Here is a 21,760-nt window from a genome sequence, read left to right on the forward strand (position 1 = left end):
GTTCGGGGCTGGGCGGTTCGGGGCTGGGTTGGTCGTCGCTGGCGGGCGACTCGGTGGCCGGCGACTCGTCGAGCTCGGGCGGCCCGGCTTGGCTCGAGCTCGGCACCAGCGCGAGCACACACAGCAACACCAGCGCGAGCGCGGGCCCGCCACGTGGACACCCGACGAGACGCCGTAGACCGCTGGGTGAGCGGCTTTGGGTCCCGGCCCCTGCTGGGTTGAGCACGCGCATGATCATGAGCAACGGTCGAGCCTTCAGCGACGGTCGGACCTCTGCTCAGCGGGCGCTCGGCGCCACCAGGCGCTGGCGGAACTGGATCGAGCGATAGTTGGGTGGATCGACGATGAGCACACGGTTGGAGTAGGTGCGGAGCCCGAAGGCGGCCTCGAGCGCGGCGTTCTCGAGGATCTCGACGCGCCCGGAGAACGAGCGGCTGTCACGGACGACCGAGCCAGGATACCCCCGGGTGTACTGGACGTTGAGCCCCATGCGACCCCAGCCCCACCGACCCGACTCGGGCCGCGTCTCGGCCTCGAGCACGACGCCGATCTGGTCCACGCGGATCCGGATCGGGGGCAGGTAGTGGGCCGCGCGTGGGATCTCGCGCTCGAGCGCCTCGGTCAGATCGACCTGGGCGAGCCGGCCGGCGAGCGGCAAGAACCGGGTGCCGAGCAGGCTGTTGCTGCTGCGGCTGTCTCGCACGTCCGAGGCGGCGAGATCGGTGTTGCCGGCGTCGAAGATCAAATAGTCGACGCAGCCGCGGGCCGTCGCCAGCGCGCCGGAGGTGTCGCCCGGAGCGGTGCACTCCCACTGGATCGCGTCGAGCGTGCCGGTCAGGTGCAGGTTGAGGGTCAGCAGCTGATTGTTGACCTTGATCTGCTGCTGGCGCACGGCCGACAGCGCGACCTTGCTCTGATACAGGTCGTGGATGACCAGGACGCGCCCGTGGGTGACGTCGTAGGCCCCGCCCAGGATGTCGATGTCGATGATGCCGCGCTCGACGTCGATCGTGCCGTTGAGATCGGGATCGCCGACGCTGCCGCCGAGTCGCAGATCCGCCCGGGCTTCGAATTTTTTGGCGACGTTGTTGTCGATCCGAAACGGCGCGCCCGTGCGCAGGTGGAGATCGAGCTCGAGGTTGCGGATGAACGCGGGCAGCTGCGAGGGCGGGGCAGGGTTGGGATCGGCGAACGAGAGCACCGCGATCCCCTGGCGAGCGTCGCGTAGCCACGTGGATCGATCGATCAGCACGTCACCGCTGATCCGCCCGTTGGCCCCGTCGGTCTCGAACTGGACGCGATCGCTGCTGAGCGCGGCCTCGAGCTGGGTGCGCCCCGAGTTGTCGGCCAGCGTCAGCGGGAAGTTGCTGGCGGCGGCGGTGACCGTGGCGGCCTCGATCCCGTCGAGCGTGTCGGCCAGGATCAGCTCGCCCCACAGATCCGCGCGGCCGCGGTCGCCGACCCGCAGCGTCAGCGCGTCGCTGGGCCGGGCCTTGGACTGGGCCGAGCGGCGGCCGGCGATCCACACGGCCACGCCCCGGCGGCGGCGCGCGCCGTCGGGATCCGTGGCGCCGGCGTCGGTCATCACCGGGCACGGGCGCGCGGCCGTGCACTGGCGCACCTCCACGAGCCCCGACGCCAGCCGGACCTCGCCCAGCTCGGCGACCGACAGGCGGATCGCCTTGCGCTCGAGGCTCAGGGTCGCCGACAGGGTGTCGAGCGGCGGCTCGCGGATCTCGAAGGTCGCGCCCGCTCCCAGGCCGCTGTCGAGGCCGTCCAGCGCCTCGCGTTGCTGGCGGGCGTCGAGATCCGCGAGGTACGCGTCGAGCTGCGCGAGGCTGCCGGCCGCGTGGAAGCTGCGGATCTCGAGCGCGCCGCCGGAGCTCTCGATCACGTCCGGGAGCAGCCGGCGAAACAGCGCGCCGTCGAGGTTGCCGGCGGCCGCGACCGCGAACCGACCGGTGCATGGTCCGGCGAGATCGAGGAAGCTCGCGCGGTTGTTGATCTCACCGATCCGCAGGACCTCATCGTAGATGGCGATCGTGCTGTCGAGATAGACGGTGCCGCCGGCCATCCGCAGATCGAACTTCGAGATCTCGATCGGGATCGGACGTGAGCGGCGACGACCGCGGGCGTCGACCTCGTCGTCGGCGAGGTTCAGCTCGATCGGCTCGCCCTCGGGGAGCCGCACGAAGCCGGTCACGGTCGGGGTCGTGATGACACCGCTGACGGCCAGATCGATCGCGAGCCGACCGATCGGGCTGTCGACCCCGAGCTGACCGAGGAACGGCGCGATCGCGCTGAAGTCGAGGCCGCCGATCACCGTGGCCGCGCTGGTCCCAGGCGGGAGGCTGGCGTTGTCGGGGATCCCAGGGACGCAGCGATGAGACGCCGCGAGGTCGAACTCGGCGGCTCGCGCGGCGACCGGGCCGTCGCCTGGCTCGGTCTCGCCGGTCAGGTCGAAGGTCCCGTCGATCACCAGCTCGGGTCCCTGCTTGCCGCCGCTGCGGATCCGCCACGGCTCGGCGAGGCTCAGGTGGCTGCCGTCGAGCCGGGCCGACAGCGGGTTGACCGAGCAGGTGGTGTCGCGCTCGAGGCAGGGGTCGCCGCCACTGACGGCGCCGCCGTCACGCCGACCCCGGTACCACAGGTGCGCCAGGCGAAGATCGACGCTGACGGTCTTGCCGGCCAGCTTGCGCGGATCGTTGGGGTCGAGCTGGGCGCAGGCGAGCAGCAGCGGGGTCTGGCGATCTTCGTGGCTGGGGCAGTAGCGGGTCTGGACGGTGAGATCGTGCAGCCCGCCGACGATCTGCTCGCGCCAGTGCTGACGGCTCGGGTGGGCGAGCAGGGTGTCGAGCGGCAGGTGGGCGAAGCCCAGGTCGATCGTGGCCTCGATCGGGTTGTCCCGGCCGCCACCAAACGCCACGGTCGCGTCGATGCGCCAGTCGAGCTCAGCCTCGCTGGTGCTCGCTTCGCTGGCGCCGCGCTGGCCCGACAGCGAGCCCCCGACCCGGACCTGGCGGTGAGCGCCGGTCGCCGCTCGGCCCTGCTCGAGATCCGCGCTGTGGTAGGGCACATCCTCGCTGGAGAACTCGAGCACGCCGCCGCCGAGCGGGACCCCGGCGGCGGCGAGCTGGGCGAGCACCAGCTGACCGCCGATGTCGGGTCGACGCAGGCTGCCGCTGACGTCGAGCTGGCTGCCCTGCGAGATCTGACCGTGAATCGGGATGTCGACGTCGAGCGCGGTGGCCAGGGCCGAGAGTGGGAGGTTGAACGCGCGGACGTCGAGCGCGAGCTTGGGATCGTCGTCGAAGCCGACCGTGCCCGTGACCGCGACGCGGCCGATCGGCACGGTCGCGCGCTGGTGGAGCGAGGGGCTGATCGGGCGGTGGTAGGCGAGGCTCATCCGATCGATCTGGATGCCCTCGCGGGTGAAGGCGAAGCTGGCCTCGGCGTCGCGAAAGTCGACGCCGGCCATCGAGAGGGTCTGCGCGTAGGCGCCCCCGCGGGCCTGTAGCTCGGACAGCGGGAGCGGTCGCTTCTCCTCGGTGCCGTCGTCGAGGACCAGCTCGATCGTCGCCTGCTGCGCGCCGATCCCGGTCCCGAGGATGTCCTCACGGTCGATGTCGTCGAGGCGCAGGGCCACGCGCAGCTTGGGATCCGCGAGCGTCTTGCCGTTGCGGCCGAGCAGCACCAGGTCGGCCGACAGCGGCCCGCGGCCGCCCAGCATCTGCACGCTCGGGCTGCTCAGCGACAGCGTGCCGGCCTTGAACTCGAGCGTCGCGGCGTGGATGTCGTCGACCGCGAGCGCCCCGGAGCCGGCACCCGCGACGTCGAGCACCCCGGCCCCGCGCGGGTTGGTCAGCGGTCCGCTGCCGGCGAAGTCCAGGGCCAGGGTGTCGAACCACCGCGGCATCCCGAACGCGCGCAGGAACGCCTCGCCGTTGTCCACGCGCACGCTCGCGGTGGTCGGGTCGAGCTCGGTGAAGCTGGCGTCGAGCCCCCCGCTCAGGCGCAGCTGCCCGCCGTCGACGCCGATCCTCAGGCCGCGCAGATCGAGGCCGTCGACGGCGTCCCAGATGACCTCGCCGTCGGCCCGGATGTTGCGCGGGAGGTGGTCGTCGGCCGGGCCGTGGTCGCGCGTGATGTCGACGCCGTTGAGCTCGGCCTCGGCGTGGTCGAGGCCGGCCTCGCCGAGCACGACCTGGTGGATCTGCAGGCCGCCGGTCGTGGTGCCCTGCAGCAGCCCGCTGAGCTGCGGGTCTTCGGGGGTCAGCTGGCCCAGGTTGACGCCGAGCATGTCGAGGTAGATCGAGACCAGCCACGGCTCGTCGTCCTGGGGCAGCACGATGTGATCTTGGCCCGAGCGTCGATGCAGCCGGACGCTGCCGTCGAGCACCGATCCGCGGAAGGTGTCGAGGTAGACGATCCAGCGCTCGGGATCGTCGGGCTCCGAGGTCCACGACTCGGCGCTGGTGAACTGATTGAGCGGATCTTCGGTCGTGCTCGCTTCAATGTTCAGCGGATCTCGGCTGCGCTCGAGCTCCGCCGCGACATCCGACCACAGCTCCGGGCGAGGATCGAGCGACAGCGACAGCGAGACGTCGACGTCGTCGAGCGCCCAGGCTGGCTCGGGGAACAGATCCAGGGTCAGGTTCTGGCCGACCGCCTGCAGCACGACATCGTCGGTCGGGCCCTTGGCCTTGAGGCTGGCCGGGGAGCCGCGGGCCGCGACCATGGTCCGGGTCCGACCTTCGTCGTCGATCTTGGGCGGCAGCAGGACCTCGACGAGCGGGCCGACGTCGGTGGTCCCGAGCCCAAAATCAAAGCGCAGATCGCCGAACACGTCGATCAAGCGGCCCTCGAACACCGCGGGCGAGCCGCCCAGATCGGCGTCGCCGCGGAGCCACAGATCGCCGATCGGGCGGTAGTTCATGCCCGAGGCGACCTCGAGCGTGCGCAGCTGCGCGACCTCGATCGGGCCGTCGTGGATGTTGGTGATCACCACGTTGCCCTGGCCGCCGCGGGCCGAGACCTCGTAGCGCAGCGGCAGCGTCTCGGGCTTCTGGCCCGGCGCGTCGGCGTAGGCGGCCGGAGCCCAGCCCTCGAAGTCGAGGCCGATCTCGATCTGCTCGAAGTCCAGCTTGGTCGACCAGCCCGAGCGCTCCTCGAGATCGATCAGCAGCGCGAGCCCGTTGAGCTGCCCGTGATCGATCTGAAACGACAGCTTCTTGAGCTCGGGCGGCGGGTGGAGATCCGCGTAGGTGTCGAACGCGTTGATCAGGCTCAGCATCCACTGATCGTCGCGGTGCTCGTTTTGATAGCTGCGGACGTCGACCCACAGCTCGCCGTGGTTGTGGATCTCCTCGAAGTGCAGGACCCAGGGGATCTCGAGCAGCCCCGGCACGCCCAGCCGGTTCCACGGGATGATCTCGTGCATCACCAGCTCGACCTCGACGTGCTCGGCGTAGGCAGTGCGCCGGGTCTTGTCGAGCTCGTCGATCTTGAAGCCCTCCCAGACCTCGAGGTCGTAGCCGTGCACGGTGTGCGGCTGGCCCGTGATCAGATCGACGAGCAGCATCGGGCCCCAGTGCAGGCTGCCGAAGGTCAGCTCACCGTCGATCAGGCCGCCGATCTTGTCGGTCAAGAAGCTGGCGAGGCGCTGATCGTTGAAGAAGTGGTAGGCGCCCAGGTACGCGAGGTTGAACACCAACAGCAGGATCATCATGAGCTGCAGCGGCAGCTTGACGAGCAGCATCGTGGCGACCGGGTGCTTGCGCCGCGTCGGCTGCGGCGAGGCCATGAACTGCAGGTACTGCGGGTGCAGGCGGGGGATCTGGGCGGGCTGCTTGAGCGCGGCGTTGATCAGGGCGTCGCGAAATTGCTGGAGACCCCGGCGGCTGCGACCCTGGACCTGACTGGCGGCGGCGACGGGGGGCACGCCCGGCCCACCGTGGACCACGGCCTCGACCTCGGCGCGCGCGTCGACGTCGACCTCCGCGAACGCCCCCAGCACGATCGGCGGCGGCTGAGCGCGGAGCGGGAGCGGGCGCGGGAGCGGGTAGTGCCACCGCAGTCGACGGTCGCGGGCGATCGCGTCGGCTCGGACCGATCGCTTGAGCAGCCGAAACAAGCGGCGACGATCACGACGGCGCTGGCGCGGCTTGTCACTGGAGCGGCGATGGACCGTGCGCCAGCGATCGAGCTCCTGATACGCGTGAAACAACAGGGCCACGTTGGGCCCAGTCGGGAACAGGTGCCGGTAGCGCGTCGTGGCGCACAGGTGCTCGAGCTTCTCGCGGCCGTCAGCCAGCAGATCGGCTTCGGCCTGCCAGCTGTCGGGCAAGGTCACTGGGCCTGAGGTTAGCACTCGGAACCCGCTGTCACGATGGACTGCGGGCGCGTCGAGAGCCGACGCCGCGGCCTGCGCGGTGACGGTTCCGGGTGGGTGCTGACCATAAAAATCGGCGCCCCGGCTGGCTCAAGAGTGCTAGCTTCCGCCCAATGAGCACGCCCGATGCGCCGCAGGCCCCCGAGGAGCAGCTCGACGTCGGGCCCGACCCGGCGATCGAGCCGACGCGGGTGCAGAGCTACATCTATGTCAAGCCGGGCACCTTCGAGGCCGATCGGCACTTTTATCCACGAGTGCTCAACGCCCAGCTGCACCCCCTGGTCCGGTTCTTCCTGGCCCTGAGCAACGACCGGATCATCAACCGCTACTGCCACCTCAACCCCCGGGTCAGCCCCGAGACCCTGGCCGACATCCTCAACACCGAGCCCCGCCACTTTCGCTGGTCGGGCGCCGACCTGCTGCACGTCACGACCGAGGCCGGCCGTCGCCACATGGTCGTGGTCGAGACCAACTCGTGTCCCTCGGGCCAAAAGTCGATGCCCAGCTTCGAGGAGCACGACGATCAGCTCGGCTACCGCAAGAACCTCGAGCGGGCGTTCATGCCCTTGCTCCGCGGGCGCCGACTGCCGCCCGGCGAGCTCGCGGTCATCTACGACAAGAACCCGATGGAGTCGTCGGGCTACGCCGCCGCGATGGCCGATCTGTTTCAAGAGCCGGTCCACCTCGTCGAGTTCCCCGACGTCAGCCAGCGCAAGCCGGGCGAGGGGAGCGACGCCGAGGAGCCGCGCTGCCGGTTCGTCAACGGCGTGCTCGAGATCCGCGACGCGGGCGACAACTGGGTTCCGATCCGCTGTGCGTTTCGCTACGTGACCCAGCGCCCGTGGAACCGGCTGCCGATCCAGACCAAGACCGTCATTCTCAACCCGATCATTTCGTGCCTGGCCGGCGGTCGCAACAAGATGGTCGCGGCCAAGGCCTACGACTTCTACAACGGCACGCTGATGGGCACCGGACTGGGCATTCGCACGCCCGAGACCATGTGGGACGTGTCCAAGCGCGAGATCCCGCTGTGGGTCCAGCGGCTCGGGGGCCACGCCGTCATCAAGATCCCCTACAGCAACGCGGGCCAGGGCGTCTACACGATCACCTCCAAGGAGGAGCTCGACGCGTTCATGGCCGCCGACTACCCGTACGAGCGGTTCATCGTCCAGAGCCTGATCGGCAACGCGCAGTGGAGCTCGCAGACCCGCGCGGGGCGGCTCTATCACGTCGGGACGATCCCCAACAAGAAGGGCAACATCTTCGTCGCCGATCTGCGCGTCATGGTCTGCGCCGGGCCGGGGGGCTTTCGTCCGCTGGTGATCTATGCCCGCCGCGCCCGCTCGCCGCTGATGTCCAAGCTCGGGGAGTACTCGAGCTGGGACATGCTCGGGACCAACCTCTCGATCAAGCGCGAGGGCGGCGGCTGGGACAGCGACACCGCCCGGCTGCTGTTGATGGATCGCAAGGACTTCAACCTGATCGGCGTCGGCATCGACGAGCTGATCGAAGCCTATATCCAGACCGTGCTGTCGACCGTAGCGATCGACCAGATGGCCCAGCGCTTGATCAACAAGAAGGGCGCGCTGCGAACCAAGCTGTTTCGCTCGCTCAACGACGACGACGCCCTGATCGCGGAGATCCTCGGTTGACCCACGTCAGGTTTCAGTCCCAGCACGCCTGTCCTGTCGTCGATCGCCTGCAGATCGACGACTTCCCCGTCGGCGAGCGCAGCCGCGCCGCGGTCGAGCTGATCCACGATGGGGCAGGGCAGGCCGTGCAGCTGCCGATCTTGGTCGCGCGCGGGCTCGATCCGGGCCCGGTGTTTGGGGTCACGGCGGTCGTGCACGGCAACGAGGTCAACGGGATCCGTGTGATCCAGCAGCTGTTCGACTCGATCGATCCCAAGCAGCTGCGCGGGACCATCGTCGGGGTCCCAATCGTCAATCTGCCGGCGTACCTGGCCAACGAGCGGACCTTCTTTGGCTTCGATCTCAACCGCGTGATGCCGGGTCGGCCCGACGGCAACGCGGCCGACGTCTACGCCCACCGGTTCCTCGATCGCATCGTGGGCCGGTTCGAGTACTTGATCGATCTGCACACGGCGAGCTTTGGTCGGATCAACTCGCTGTACGTGCGCGCCAACCTCGACCAGCGCGAGACCGCCAAGCTCGCCGCGCTGCAGCACCCCGAGATCGTCGTCCACAACGAGGCCCGAGACGGGACCCTGCGCGAGGCCGCGGCCGACCGCGACATCGTGGCGATCACCGTCGAGGTCGGCAACCCGCTGCGGTTTCAGCCCCGCCTGATCCGCGACTCGCTGGCCGGCATCAAGAACGTGCTCTCGACCCTCGAGATGCTCTCCATCGACATGGATCCCCCCGGCGATCCTCCGGTGTTCTGCACCAGCTCGCGCTGGGTCTACGCCCAGCATGGCGGTCTGCTCGAGGTGTTTCCCGATGTCTGCGACGAGGTCGAGGAGGGCGAGGTCATCGCCCGGGTCTCGAACGTGTTCGGTGATCTCATCGCGGAGTACCGCAGCGCGGTCACTGGGGTCGTCGTCGGTCGCAGCACCAATCCGATCTGCCAGACCGGCGCCCGGGTGGCCCACATCGGCGTGCCAGCCACCCGCGCCCAGCTCGAGCGCTGGGGCGTCTCCGCGGTCGCTGGCTGATTCTCGGTTGAACGATCCGCTGGGTCAGCCGCGGCGGGACCGGCGTTCGAGGTCTCGGTGTGTCGCCGCGTTGATTGGTATTGAGGCCGCACCACAGAAAAGCCCGCCGCAGCGGTCGCCGATCAAGCGCTTTGGGTGATATGGATGTTTCTCTTATTCGTGGCCGCCGAATAGGGATTCTAGCAGTGCTGGCGCTGCTTCACCGGATCGGTCTGGGCATGGTAACGGGGACGCTGCTGAACAACCTCGGACTGGCGAAGCCTTTGCGTCAGGCATGGATGGCACCCGTGACCAGGCCCAGGATTCCTGCATGTTCGCCAGGACGATCCTGCTCACCGTACTGGCCGCTACGTGCGGCGCTACTGACCACCCCAGCGAGGATGGGCCCGATGACATCACCCAAGAAGAGGTGAGGCCCATCGACCAACACTTCTGCTGTTCCGAGGTGGCGAGCACCAAGCCGCTCAGCGGCGAGGGGTGCGTCGCCATCGGAAAGGAGAGCATCAACAGTTGTGAAATCGTCCTCTACTGCGCCGCAGATTGGCTGAAGGAAGGTGGAACGGTCACCTGCCTCTGACATCCGGGGTCCCGACAACAGACGCGCCGCCAGGGATCTCGCAGACGCCGGTCCTACGGGCGCGTGGGCGCTGGGGGTCAACGCGTCGGCCAGGGGGCGCCTGCTGCGTTACGATCTCGACGGCAACCTCGAGGCCACGACCGCCGTGGAGTCGGAGGCTGGAGAGGACGTCACCGTCTACGCGATCGAGTCCACGCCGGGAGGGGTTTGGCTGGCGGGGTCCCTCGGCGAGGACGCGTGGGTTGGGCTCTACGATCCCGTCGGGGACTCAGTTCGCGACGTCCTGCTCGAAGATCACCTTGGCTATCGTGACCAGGTCTACGCGATCGCTCGCCATCAGGACGAGGTAGCAGTCGCGGCGATCGTGAGCACGAGCCCGAACCATGATGAAGATATCATGTTGCTCGCGTCGACCGACGTCTTGGTGGTTCACTTCGATCTGCAGGGCCACGAACTCCGACGCACGCTCGTCGGGCCATCGCCCGACCCCGAGTACGTGCGAGGCGCCACTGAGATCGTCGCTGATGGCGTGGGCAACTGGTTTGTGGGCGGCAATACCACGCCTCACGATGTTGCAGCGTTCTCCACGGGATGGGTGGTGCCGGTGCAAGCTCCGCCACCTTGGAGTTGGAGTACGGACAAGGCCCAGTTCGACACGATTGGCGACTTGTTGGCTGACGTAGAAGGCGTATTGATCGCGGGAAATCGAACTGCTACCGACACCTCGGGGGCACTCATCGGACAGGGCTGGATCAGCAGCTTGGCCGCTGATGCCACTATCCGCTGGACCTTCGATCGTGCCGATGGCGCCATCCATGACTACCGTCACTTTGCTCATGAGGTATTGACCCGCGACATTGAGGGGCGGGTCCGCACTGCGGGTGTCTACTACGAGCCGGCTGGTGCCTCGGTTCTGCGCTCATGCCTGGTCGCCGAGTGAGTGCGTCAACCATACCGAGTCGAGCTCATGATTCGACAACGGAGCTGATAGCCGCCGGTGTGGCACTGGGCTCGCTCGGGCACCCAGTCCGGCTGAGTGATCTGCCTCACTACCCCGAGGTGCTCTCTAAACGGGCATGCGAGGCTCGAGCATCGAGCAGCCTCCGAGCGCGGCTTGTTGAACACCCGGCGCCCGATCCGGATGTCCGGGGGCCGTCGCTAATAGACGTCGACCCAGTCTTCAATCGGCTGGCCAGTCTCGCAGTGCTCGTCGAGCACGCGGTCGACGCGGGCCTTGTCCATCCCCAGGTACAGCCCCCGCACGGCCACGAGCGCGTCGAGATCCGGCTCGAGCTCGGGATCCTCATCCTCACCAACCGCCCGGACCAACATGTTGGGCCCGTCGTCGCAGCGGCCGAAGCAGGTCAGGTTGATCGCGTGGACCCGGCCTTCGAGCTGAGCCGAGGCGGCGACGCGGGCGTGGATGTGCTCGAGCAACGCCTCACTGTCGAGACACAAGCCGCAGCTCGGGCCGTCGCACACGAGGATCTGAAACCGGGTTGGGGTCGTCATCGTCGCGGCCAACTTCTTTTACTCCGGCGCCCGGCGCAGTGATCTCGATCAACGTCCAGGCTGATCGGCGAGCAGACTAAAAAAGGTGGTCTCGTCGATGTTGCTGCCGCACACGATCGCGCCGACCCTGGCGCCCGCGAGCCGATCCCGCAGCGGCCCGAGCAGGGCGGCGGTGGTGGCTGCTCCGGCGGGCTCGACCGCGAGCTTGGCGTCGCGAAACAGCAGGCGCATGGCCTCGCGCAGCTGGTCATCATCGACGAGGACCAGCTCGTCGACGTTCGCGCGGCACAGCTCGAAGCTGTAGGGCAGGGCATAGGGGGCGCCGAGGCTGTCGGCGATCGTGCGCACCGCGTCGATCGAGGCGGGCGCTCCAGCGGCGAAGCTGCGGTGCATGCTGTCGGCTCCGGTCGGCTCGACGCCGAACACCGCACAGCCCGGGGCGGCGAGCTTGACGGCCGCGGCCACGCCCGCGCACAGACCCCCGCCGCCGATCGGCACGATCACGGCGTCGAGCTCGGTCCCGAGCGCGCGGGTCTGCTCGATCAGCTCGAGCCCGACCGACGCGGTGCCCAGCGCGGTCAGCGGGCCCTCGAAGGGGTGGACGAAGGTGCGACCTTCGTCGGCGGCGATCTGCTCGACCAGACGAAAGCCCGCGTGGACGTCCGCGACCAGCACGACCTCGGCGCCGAACCGACGGCAGCCCTCGATCCGGCCGGGGTTGGCGTTGTTGGGCATCACGACCTTGGCGGTGGTGCCCAGCACCCGCGCCGCGTAGCCGACCGCCATCGCGTGGTTGCCCGCGCTGATCGCCGTGACGCCGCGGGCGAGCGCGTCCGCGTCGAGGGTCCGCATGACCGTGAGCGCGCCGCGGGACTTGAAGCTGCCGGCCCGCTGCAGCAGCTCGAGCTTGAGCCACACGGGCGTGTCGGTGCCCCGCAGCGCCTCGAGGGTGGGACTGCGCCAGGCCCACAGCGGGGTCTCGACGATCCACGGGTCGATCGCCGCGCGGGCCGCTCGAATCGCGTCGATGGAGATCGGACCCTTGTCGCTCACCCGCTCGACTATCGCAGATCCACAGACATCCGCAGCGGTGAGCTAGCTCAATGCGCAGGGTAGTGCACGTCGTCTCGCGTTCGATGCGCCCGAGCAGGATCGAACATCCGAGCCGAGCGGCCGCCGACAAACCAAGTGCGACAAATCCGATTCGATGGGGCGACGGCGCTTCCGTTGACGGGTTGGAGCGGGTACAAAGCGGCCGCCTGCGGACCGATCCGCAGCCGTTCAGACATGGCCGTACACACGATCAAAAAGGGCCTGGACCTGCCGATCAACGGCGCGCCCCAGCAACAGGTCGCCGCTGCGCCCAAGCCCACCCGCGTGGCGATCCTCGCCGCGGACTATCCAGGCATGAAGCCGCGGATGCACGTCAAGGTCGGCGACGTGGTCAAGCGCGGGCAGCTGGTGTTCGAGGACCGCAAGAGCGAGGGCGTCCGCTTCACCGCACCGGGAGCCGGCAAGGTCACCGCGATCAACCGCGGCGAGTTTCGTGCGCTGCAGTCGGTCGTCATCGAGCTGACCGCCACAGAGCGCGACGGAAAGCCCACTGCGGACGATCTTCAGACGTTTCAGAGCTACGCCAAGGGCACCGCGATCGACAAGCTCTCGCGCGAGCAGGTCGTCGCGTTGCTGCAAGAGTCGGGGATGTGGACGGCGATCCGTGCCCGGCCGTTTGGTCGCGTGCCGCCCCCGAGCTCGGCCGCGCCGCACTCGGTGTTCGTGACCGCGTCGGACACCAACCCGCACGCGCCCGATGTCGAGAAGGTGCTGGCCGGTCGCGAAAAACAGTTCGAGGCGGGGCTCGCCGTCGTCGCCAAGCTGACGGCCGGCAAGGTCTACGTGTGCAAGGGCGCCGGGACCAAGATCCCAACCGGCAAGATCTCCAACGTCCAGCTCGAAGAATTTCACGGCCCGCACCCCGCGGGCACGGTCGGGCTCCACATCCACACGCTGGATCCGGTCAGCCGCAAGAAGACCGTGTGGCACCTCGGCTACCAGGACGTGATCCTGATCGGCCGGCTGTTCGCGACCGGCACGCTCGACGTCGAGCGGGTCGTGAGCCTCGCGGGTCCGACCGTGCGCGCGCCCAAGCTGCTGACCTCCCGGCTCGGCGCCTGCGTCGACGAGCTCGTCGACGGTGCGCTGGCCGACGTCGAGAACCGCGTCATCTCGGGCTCGGTGCTGACCGGTCGGACGGCCATGGGCGAGGTCCACGGCTACCTCGGTCGCTACCACCTGCAGATCAGCGCGCTGCGCGAGGGCCGTGAGCGCGAGTTCCTGGGCTGGGTCAAGCCCGGCTTCGACATGTTCTCGACCTCGGGTGCCTACGCCTCGGCGCTGACCCCCGGCAAGACCTTCGACTTCACGACCTCGCTCAACGGGTCGCACCGCTACATGGTGCCGATCGGCATGTTCGAGCGGGTGTTCCCATTCGACATCCTCCCCACGTTCTTGCTGCGAGCGATCCTCGTCAAGGACGTCGGGCGCGCCGAAGAGCTCGGCGTGCTCGAGCTCGACGAAGAGGACGTCGCGCTGTGCACCTTCGTGTGCCCCGGCAAGCAGGACTACGGTCCGATCTTGCGGGCAAACCTCGAAACCATCTGGAAGGAAGGCTGACCGCTGATGGACTTCCTGCGCCACCAACTCGACAAGGTCTCGCACCACTTTGAAAAGGGCGGCAAGTACGAAGCCCTGTACCCCGCCTATGAGGCCGGCGACACGATCCTGTTCACGCCCGCGACGGTGACCAAGGCCGCCTCGCACGTGCGGGATCAGCTCGACCAGAAGCGCATGATGATCACGGTCGTCCTCGCGCTGCTGCCGATCTGTCTGTTCGCCTGCTGGAACACCGGTTACCAGGCCGCGCTCGCAATCGGGCAGGGGGCCGCGCCGCTCGCCAACTGGCAGAGCTGGGTGTTCGAGGCGCTGGGCCTCGAGTACAGCGTGGCGAACCCGTTCGCCTGCGGGTTCCTGGGCTTCCTCTACTTCGTCCCGGTCTGGCTCACGGTCGGGATCATCGGCGGCCACATCGAGCTGATCTTCTCGATCGTTCGCCGCCACGAGGTCACGGAGGGGTTCCTCGTCACCTGGTTCCTGTTCGCGCTGACGCTGCCACCGACGATCCCGCTGTGGATGGTCGCGGTCGGCATCGCGTTCGGCGTGATCCTCGGCAAAGAGGTGTTCGGCGGGGTCGGCATGAACGTCATGAACCCGGCGCTCGTCTCGCGGGCGTTCCTGTTCTTCGCCTACCCGGCCGCGATGTCGGGTGACGCCGTGTGGGTCGCGGCCGAGAACACCGACGTGTTCACTGGCGCGACCTGGCTGGCGGTCGCCGCTGACGCGAACCAGGGCATGGCCGCGCTCGAGGCCAACTCGGATCTGTGGATGGACTCGTTCATCGGCGTGGTCCCCGGCTCGATGGGCGAGACCTCTGCGCTGTTGTGCCTGGTCGGCGCGGTGATCTTGGTCGCGACCAAGATCGGCTCGTGGCGGACCATGGCTGGCGTCATCGGCGGCACCGTGGTGATGGCGCTGGCGCTCAACGCGATCGGCTCCGACACCAACCCGATGTTCGACATGGGCCCGCACTGGCACATGGTGCTGGGCGGCTGGGCGTTCGGCATGGTGTTCATGGCCACCGACCCGGTCTCGTCCGCGTTCACGGACATCGGCAAGCTGGTCTACGGGTTCTTCATCGGCGTGTTCGTGGTCCTGGTCCGGGTCGTCAACCCCGGCTACCCCGAGGGCATGATGCTGGCGATCTTGTTCATGAACATGTTCGCGCCGCTGATCGACCACGTGGTGGTCCAGGCCAACGTCAAGCGCCGCAACGCTCGCTACGACGCTGGGTTGCCCGAAGCCGGGAAGGAGGCGCACTGATGGCCACGTCCAAGAAAGACACCCCCGGATACATCGCCGGGTTTGCGATCGCGGTGTGCCTGGTGTGCTCGCTCGGGGTCTCCGGCGCCGCGATCTTCCTCAAGGATCGCCAGACCGAGAACGCCACGGTCGATCGCCAGAAGAAGGTGCTCGACGTCGCCGGGCTGCTGCGGCCCGATCAGAACCTCGCCAACGCCGAGATTCAGGGCCTGTTCGAGGAGCGCCTGGTCCCGCAGCTGATCAACCTCGAGACCGGCGAGCCGGTCGCCGACGTCGACGGCGTCGGTCCGGTCGAGTACGAGCCGATGCGCGCCGCGCAGGCCGCCGGCAACACGGCGCCACCCAACGAGGCCAAGGTCCGGTTCCTGCCCGAGATCGGCAAGATCTACTACCTGGTCGACGACAAGCGCGCGGTCAAGAAGATCATCATCCCGATCGAGGGCTACGGCCTGTGGGGCTTCCTGTACGGCTACTTGGCCATGGAGGCCGACGGGACCACGATCTCGGGGATCACCTACTACAAGCACGCCGAGACCCCAGGGCTTGGCGGCGAGGTCGACAACCCGGTCTGGAAGGGCTCGTGGAAGGGCAAGAAGGCGTTCGCCGAGGGCAGCGCCGACGTTGCGATCGCGGTCGTCAAGAACGCCCGCGGCGAGCACCAGGTCGACGCGCTGTCCGGCGCCACGATCACCAGCCGCGGCGTCACCAACATGATGAACTTCTGGCTCGGCGAGCACGGCTTCGGCCCGTTCCTCGCCAAGGTCCGCGAGCAGGGGCCACCGCCGATCATCGAAGCGGCCTCCAGCCCCAGCACTGACACCCCAGCCAAACCAGAGGGCACCTAATGGCCAAAAAAGCTAAGGAAGTCCTGTTCGACCCGCTGTTGAACTCCAACCCGATCGCCGTGCAAGTGCTCGGCGTGTGCTCGGCGCTGGCGGTGACCAGCAAGCTCGAGACCGCGATCGTGATGTCGATCGCGCTGACGGTGGTCGTCGCGCTGTCGAACTTCTCGATCAGCCTGATCCGCGACCGGATCCCGTCGAGCATCCGCATCATCGTGATGCTGACGATCATCGCCTCGCTGGTGATCATCACCGACCAGGTGCTCAAGGCCTTCGTCTACGACGTGGCCACCCAGCTGTCGGTGTTCGTCGGGCTGATCATCACCAACTGCATCGTGATGGGCCGCGCCGAGGCCTACGCGATGCAGAACGAGCCGTGGCCAAGCTTCATCGACGGGGTCGGCAACGGGCTGGGCTACAGCCTGATCCTGATCTCCGTCGGCTTCGTCCGCGAGCTGTTCGGCGCCGGCAAGGTCCTGGGCATCTCGGTCATGCCGCTGGTCACCGAGGGCGGCTGGTACACCCCCAACGGCCTGATGGTCCTGTCGCCCGCCGCGTTCTTCTTGATCGCCGTGGCGATCTGGATCATGCGCACGATCAACCCCACGCTCGTGGAGGAGAAGTAAGCCATGGAGCACTTTCTCAGTCTCCTGACCAAGTCCGTGTTCATCGAGAACATGGCGCTCGCCTACTTCCTGGGCATGTGCTCGTTCCTGGCGGTCTCCCAGAAGGTCAAGACCTCCGCCGGGCTCGGCGCCGCCGTGGTGTTCGTGCTCGCCGTGACCTGCCCGCTGAATTCGGCGATCTATCACGGCCTGCTCAAGGAAGACTCGTACTTCCTCAACGGCATTGATCTGTCGTTCCTGAACTTCCTGACCTTCATCGGCACGATCGCCGCCGTGGTCCAGATCGTCGAGATGGCGCTCGAGAAGCACGCGCCCGCGCTGTACTCGGCGCTCGGCGTGTTCCTCCCGCTGATCGCGGTCAACTGCGCGATCCTGGGCGCCAGCTTGTTCATGGTCGACCGCGACTACCATGTCGTCGACTCGGCCGTGTTCGGGTTTGGCTCGGGCCTGGGCTTCGCGCTGGCGATCGTCGCGCTCGCGGCGATCCGCGAGAAGATGCACTACTCCGACGTCCCCGCGGGCCTGCGGGGCCTCGGCATCACCTTCATCGTCACCGGGCTCATGGCCATTGGCTTCATGATGTTCGGCGGCATCTCGTTGTAGGAAGAGAACCCTACGATGCTCACAGCTCTATCCGCACATCTACTGTCCCTTGGTGCCCTCGCGCTTTACGAGGCGCCCGCGGCAGCTGCGGCCGCGCCGATGTCCGACGCCATGATGGTCGCGCTCTCGACCGGCATGTTCGTCGGCGTGGTGCTCGCGCTGGTGGTCGTGATCGTCTACGCGCGCAGCCGGCTGGTGAACACCGCCGACGTCACGATCCTGGTCAACGACGACGCCAGCAAGGCGCTCAAGGTCCCGGCCGGCTCGACGCTGCTCAACACCCTGGCCGCCAACAAGATCTTCATTCCCTCGGCCTGCGGCGGCATGGGCTCATGCGGGGTCTGCAAGGTCCACGTCCACTCGGGCGGCGGCGCCGTGCTCCCGACCGAGGTCGGCTGGCTGACCCGCGGCGAGATGCGCGACGGCTGTCGGCTCTCGTGCCAGGTCAAGGTCAAGGAGGACATGAAGATCGAGGTCGAGCCCGAGATCTTCAGCGTCCGCAAGTGGGAGTGCAAGGTCCGCAGCAACCACAATGTGGCGACCTTCATCAAGGAGCTGATCCTCGAATTGCCCGAGGGCGAAGAGGTCCCGTTCCGCGCGGGTGGCTACATTCAGATCGAGTGCCCGCCGCACACCGTCCACTACAAAGACTTCATCATCGAAGAAAAATTCCGCGGCGACTGGGACAAGTACGACCAGTGGCGGTTCACGTCGGTCGTCGAAGAGGACGTCGTGCGCGCCTACTCGATGGCCAACTACCCCGAGGAGCGCGGCATCATCATGCTCAACGTGCGCGTCGCCTCGCCGCCGCCCCGCGAGCCGCACCTGCCGCCCGGGCAGATGTCGTCGTACATCTTCGGCCTCAAGCCCGGCGACAAGGTCACGATCTCGGGCCCCTACGGCGAGTTCTTCGCCCGCGACACCGACGCAGAGATGGTGTTCATCGGCGGCGGCGCCGGCATGGCGCCGATGCGCTCGCACATCTTCGACCTGTTCAAGCGGCTCGACACCAAGCGCAAGGTCAGCTTTTGGTACGGCGCCCGCTCGATGACCGAGGCGTTCTACATCGATCACTTCGACGGCATCGCCGCCGAGCACCCCAACTTCACGTGGACGCTGGCGCTCTCCGACCCGCTCCCGGAAGACAACTGGACCGGGCCCAAGGGCTTCATCCATCAGGTCTGTTACAACATGTACCTCAAGGACCACCCGGCCCCCGAGGACTGCGAGTTCTACATCTGTGGGCCGCCCATGATGAACGCGGCCGTGATCAAGATGGCGCTCGAGCTCGGCGTCGAGCCCGAGAACGTGATGTTCGACGACTTCGGCTGAGCGCTCGTCAGCTCGAGCCAGGTTGAATCGCCAGCGGGCGGGGTCTTCGGGCCTCGCCCGTCTTCATTTGCGCGCCATACCCCTCCGTTGAGGCACGCGCGGTGCATGTCGGGTGGTGATGGCGATCGCTCACCGCTCGCGGCTGCGCAGTCGCCTCGAGACCCGTGCTCGCAGCGCCGAGCGGGTCCGGGCGCTGCTGCCCCTGACCCGGTTTCTGCACCTCGGCGAGATCGCGGGCGGGCCCCTGTTGATCGCGGCCGTCGTCGCGCTGATCTGGGCCAACATCCCCGGCGCTGGCTACACCGCGCTGTGGCGGCACGAGCTGACGCTGTCGCTGGGCTGGCTCTCGCGGACCGAGCCGCTCAACCGCTGGGTCACCGACGCGCTGTTGCCCCTGTTCTTCTTCGTCGCCGGGCTCGAGATCAAGCGCGAGCTGGTCCACGGCGAGCTCGACAGCTGGCGCCGCGCCGCGCTCCCGCTCGCCGTTGCGATCGGCGGCATCGTCGTGCCCATGGGCTGCTACCTGGCCTTCACCCACGGCAGCCCCGAGAGCCGAGGCTGGGCGATCCCGGTCGCCACCGACATCGCGTTTGCCCTGGCGCTGTTGGGGCTGCTCGGCGATCGGGCCCCGCGCTCGGTCAAGGTGCTGGCGCTGGCGTTCGCCGCGATCGATGACATCGGCGCCACGCTGATCGTCGCGGTGTTCTACAGCGCCCACCTCTCGTGGCCCGCGCTGGTCGTGGCTGCGGGGTTCTTGCTGCTGATCCTGAGCTGCCGGTGGTTGAGCGTGCGGGGCGAGCTGATCTACTGGCTGCTCGGCGCGGGGTTCGTGGCCAGCGTCCTGCAGGGTGGCATTCACTCGACCGTCGCGGGCCTGGTGTTGGGGATGTTGGCGCCGAGCCACTCGTTGTTCTCACGCGAAGATCTGGTCGCGCGGCTCGACGAGGTCAGCGGGCACATCAGCGATCTCGACGCGAGGCTCGCTCAGTTCGAGGAGTCCGGTCAGGATACCGAATGTCACGAGTACGAAGAGCTGCTCGAGCGCCAGGCCGCCTACCTCGCCGAGCTCGAGGAGCTCACGGTCGGCTACGAGGCTCCCGCCGACCGCGAGCTGCGGCGGGTCACGCCGTGGGTCAGCTACTTGGTTTTGCCCGTGTTTGGGCTGGCCAACGCAGGTGTGCCGATCACGACCGATGCGCTGGGATCGTTGGTCACGCTGGGCGCCAGCTTGGCGATCGTGGTCGCGCTGACGATCGGCAAGCCCGTCGGGTTCTTGCTGGCCGCGTGGTTGGCGTTGCGGACCGGCCTCGCGCAGCTGCCCGAGGGCGTTGGCTGGAGGCACCTCGCGGTCGTCGGCATGCTCGCTGGCGTGGGCTTCACCGTCTCGCTATTCATCGCTCAGCTGGCGTTCACGGCCGGGGGTGGGTTGGATCGGATCAAGCTGGCCGTGTTGTTGGGGTCATTTATCGCCGCGGCGCTCGGTACCGGGACAGGGTACGCGCTGCTGCGGCCGAGCGAGTCGCGTGCCTCGCCGACGTGATCGGGCATGTACGCGCCGGGACAGTCTGGTCGAGCGGGGCGGGGCGAGTTTCGACTCGAGGTGGGCAAACCCTGTGTCACATGCGACCTACGCGATCAGGCTGAACGATCAGGGCAAGGCGCCCCAGAGCATGGTGTCGCCGCTTCGGTGCAGAAGCACGCGCTCGCCAAAGCCGTCGAATTCCGCCCGAGTGCTCGGCTCCGGTCCGTACTGCTCGAGGGTCCCCGCGGTCGGATCGAGCACGCCCAGGTACGCGGAAACGTCGCCGGAGACCAGGGTGAGCAGGCGACCATCCGAGAGTGGGACGAACTGGTCGCCGAACATCGACCAGTCATCCCCGAACTCGGCGAGGCGACCCGGCGGTTCGCGTGTCGCGTGAGCGGCTAGACCACCGAGCGATCACTGCGGCGACCAAGATCAGACAGCGTAGCGAGGGCACACGGCGAGCGCGTCGGGCTTCCACTGCCTGATCCAGGCGCCACGCTGCGACTTCAACCGGCGACGTACCTACAATATCGACGCACAGCTGGGGCAATTCCCAATGGTGCAATGTGGCGGCGCCGTCAAGCTGCGCCCCATATATGCCAATACCCTCAATAATCGTTCTCGGTACAGGCGCTCGAGCAACAAGCCATGAGTGAACCGGGCAACGTATGGCTCGGCGAGTCCAGCCTCGCGAAGATGAGCCTGCTCATGCGTTGCCGCGACGCGCATGCTCGAGCGACGTGGGACCGCGACTTGCGCGATAGGACAGCCGCAAAACTGCTGCTATGGTGCGCCCGAAATGGCATTCCCCGCACGCTCCCTCCTGACCGCCACGCTCTTGATCTTGCCGATCGTCGCCGTGAGCGGCTGCAAGAAGCAAAAATACGACGTCGAGACCACCTCGCCCGCGAACGCTGGGCAGGCGCAACTCGTGCTCTCGCTCGACAAGACCGGCAACGGCAAGATCAGCTTCAACTTCGAGCACATGCCCCCGCCCTCGCGCGTCGACGCCAGCTTGAAGGCCTACGTGGTGTGGGGCACCGCGGACGGCAAAGATCCGTTCAAGATCGGTATCCTCGACTACAACGCCAAGAAGCGCAGCGGCAGCCTCGAGGCCACGTTCGCGGACGATCGCATGACGATCCTCGTGACGATGGAAGAAGATGCTTCGGTCAACGCTCCAATCGGCACACGCGTGCTCGAGCAAGTCGTCGTCGCGCCCAAGAAGTAGCCCGAAGCGTCGTGATGCCCCGCGCCCCTGCGTGCGCGACGCGGCAGGGGTGCGTGGCGGCTTGGGGGCGCCAGCTTGGAATCTCGGGCTGGCGACGACGACGCGACCACGCGCCGCTTCGTCGTCGCGCCGAAGGCTGATCCGTTGTGGATCACCGACCGGGCCGACGCTGCCCCTGGAGCTGGCTCAGCGGATTCGCGACGTGGCGAGCGCGACCCGTCCCGTCCCGGGGATCCGTACATTCTGCCGCTCGTCGATCCCAATGATCCCAATGATCCCAATGATCCCTACGATTACGAGGACCCCCGCACGTTCCGCGGGACTTCACCACCGTGACGCCCCCGCAACGCCCGGCGGGGGCCCGATTGGCTACAATCGGTCGATCGTGCATCGTGATCACCGGCGGCGAGGTGATCACGATGCATTGATCCAGGAAGGCCGTCAGGCCAAATCAAACAGCAGAATCTCGGCGTCCTCGGCCCCAACAATATTCAGCCGCCCCACGCCACCC

General features: G+C 67.7%; 16 protein-coding genes and 1 pseudogene. 12 read left to right on the forward strand and 5 right to left on the reverse strand.

Going from position 1 to position 21,760, the window contains the following annotated elements; all coding sequences use genetic code 11:
* A pseudogene (locus ENSA7_RS21825) lies at window positions 1–226 on the reverse strand (hypothetical protein); the annotation flags it as partial.
* Window positions 227–277: 51 nt separating this feature from the next.
* The gene (locus ENSA7_RS21830; RefSeq protein WP_106091257.1) at window positions 278–6,352 is read right to left on the reverse strand and encodes a translocation/assembly module TamB domain-containing protein; all 6,075 of its coding nucleotides are present in this window, start codon (window positions 6,350–6,352) and stop codon (window positions 278–280) included.
* A 152-nt stretch (window positions 6,353–6,504) separates the two neighbouring features.
* Between ENSA7_RS21830 and ENSA7_RS21835 the strand changes: the two genes are divergently transcribed.
* From ENSA7_RS21835 to ENSA7_RS21850, 4 genes are all read left to right on the forward strand, one after another.
* Window positions 6,505–8,043 (forward strand): ATP-grasp domain-containing protein, encoded by a 1,539-nt coding sequence (locus ENSA7_RS21835; RefSeq protein WP_244923868.1) that lies wholly within the window; start codon window positions 6,505–6,507, stop codon window positions 8,041–8,043.
* Complete coding sequence (locus ENSA7_RS21840; protein ID WP_244923869.1) at window positions 8,040–9,065, forward strand: succinylglutamate desuccinylase/aspartoacylase family protein; 1,026 nt, start codon at window positions 8,040–8,042, stop codon at window positions 9,063–9,065. Before ENSA7_RS21835 ends, ENSA7_RS21840 begins: the two co-directional genes overlap by 4 nt.
* 310 nt (window positions 9,066–9,375) lie before the next feature.
* Window positions 9,376–9,642, forward strand: coding sequence for a hypothetical protein (locus ENSA7_RS21845; protein ID WP_146157982.1), 267 nt, complete (start codon window positions 9,376–9,378; stop codon window positions 9,640–9,642).
* A complete protein-coding gene (locus ENSA7_RS21850; protein WP_106091259.1) occupies window positions 9,620–10,582 on the forward strand; it encodes a hypothetical protein in 963 nt (320 codons plus the stop codon). Before ENSA7_RS21845 ends, ENSA7_RS21850 begins: the two co-directional genes overlap by 23 nt.
* 218 nt (window positions 10,583–10,800) lie before the next feature.
* Here the strand turns inward: ENSA7_RS21850 and ENSA7_RS21855 are convergent, their stop codons facing one another.
* Window positions 10,801–11,154, reverse strand: a complete 354-nt coding sequence (locus ENSA7_RS21855) for a (2Fe-2S) ferredoxin domain-containing protein (RefSeq protein WP_146157983.1) — start codon at window positions 11,152–11,154, stop codon at window positions 10,801–10,803.
* 48 nt (window positions 11,155–11,202) lie between these two features.
* Complete coding sequence (locus tag ENSA7_RS21860) at window positions 11,203–12,207, reverse strand: threonine ammonia-lyase (RefSeq protein WP_181233985.1); 1,005 nt, start codon at window positions 12,205–12,207, stop codon at window positions 11,203–11,205.
* Between the two features lie 234 nt (window positions 12,208–12,441).
* Here ENSA7_RS21860 and ENSA7_RS21865 point away from each other — a divergent pair, with 234 nt between their 5' ends.
* From ENSA7_RS21865 to nhaA, 7 genes are all read left to right on the forward strand, one after another.
* Window positions 12,442–13,827 (forward strand): Na(+)-translocating NADH-quinone reductase subunit A, encoded by a 1,386-nt coding sequence (locus ENSA7_RS21865; protein WP_106091262.1) that lies wholly within the window; start codon window positions 12,442–12,444, stop codon window positions 13,825–13,827.
* A 6-nt stretch (window positions 13,828–13,833) separates the two neighbouring features.
* Window positions 13,834–15,090: an NADH:ubiquinone reductase (Na(+)-transporting) subunit B gene (locus tag ENSA7_RS21870; RefSeq protein WP_106091263.1), complete on the forward strand. Its 1,257-nt coding sequence runs from the start codon at window positions 13,834–13,836 to the stop codon at window positions 15,088–15,090.
* Window positions 15,090–15,935, forward strand: coding sequence for a Na(+)-translocating NADH-quinone reductase subunit C (locus tag ENSA7_RS21875; RefSeq protein WP_106091264.1), 846 nt, complete (start codon window positions 15,090–15,092; stop codon window positions 15,933–15,935). Before ENSA7_RS21870 ends, ENSA7_RS21875 begins: the two co-directional genes overlap by 1 nt.
* Window positions 15,935–16,558 carry an NADH:ubiquinone reductase (Na(+)-transporting) subunit D gene (locus ENSA7_RS21880; RefSeq protein WP_106091265.1) on the forward strand — a complete coding sequence of 208 codons (624 nt, stop codon included), beginning with the start codon at window positions 15,935–15,937 and terminating at the stop codon, window positions 16,556–16,558. Before ENSA7_RS21875 ends, ENSA7_RS21880 begins: the two co-directional genes overlap by 1 nt.
* Window positions 16,559–16,561: 3 nt before the next feature.
* Window positions 16,562–17,161 carry an NADH:ubiquinone reductase (Na(+)-transporting) subunit E gene (gene nqrE, locus ENSA7_RS21885; RefSeq protein ID WP_106091266.1) on the forward strand — a complete coding sequence of 200 codons (600 nt, stop codon included), beginning with the start codon at window positions 16,562–16,564 and terminating at the stop codon, window positions 17,159–17,161.
* A 99-nt stretch (window positions 17,162–17,260) separates the two neighbouring features.
* Entirely contained in the window at window positions 17,261–18,493 is a 1,233-nt protein-coding gene (nqrF, locus tag ENSA7_RS21890; RefSeq protein ID WP_106091267.1) for an NADH:ubiquinone reductase (Na(+)-transporting) subunit F, read from the forward strand.
* A gap of 118 nt (window positions 18,494–18,611) precedes the next feature.
* Window positions 18,612–20,033: a Na+/H+ antiporter NhaA gene (nhaA, locus tag ENSA7_RS21895; protein ID WP_106091268.1), complete on the forward strand. Its 1,422-nt coding sequence runs from the start codon at window positions 18,612–18,614 to the stop codon at window positions 20,031–20,033.
* 108 nt (window positions 20,034–20,141) lie between these two features.
* Here the strand turns inward: nhaA and ENSA7_RS21900 are convergent, their stop codons facing one another.
* On the reverse strand, window positions 20,142–20,357 hold the full coding sequence (locus tag ENSA7_RS21900; protein WP_106091269.1) for a hypothetical protein: 216 nt from the start codon (window positions 20,355–20,357) through the stop codon (window positions 20,142–20,144).
* Between the two features lie 460 nt (window positions 20,358–20,817).
* On the opposite strand from ENSA7_RS21900, the gene ENSA7_RS21905 reads away from it, so the two are divergent.
* Window positions 20,818–21,249 carry a hypothetical protein gene (locus tag ENSA7_RS21905; protein WP_106091270.1) on the forward strand — a complete coding sequence of 144 codons (432 nt, stop codon included), beginning with the start codon at window positions 20,818–20,820 and terminating at the stop codon, window positions 21,247–21,249.
* Window positions 21,250–21,760 lie beyond the last annotated feature (511 nt).

The organism is Enhygromyxa salina (assembly GCF_002994635.1).
Taxonomy (GTDB): Bacteria; Myxococcota_A; Polyangia; order Nannocystales; family Nannocystaceae; genus Plesiocystis; species Plesiocystis salina_B.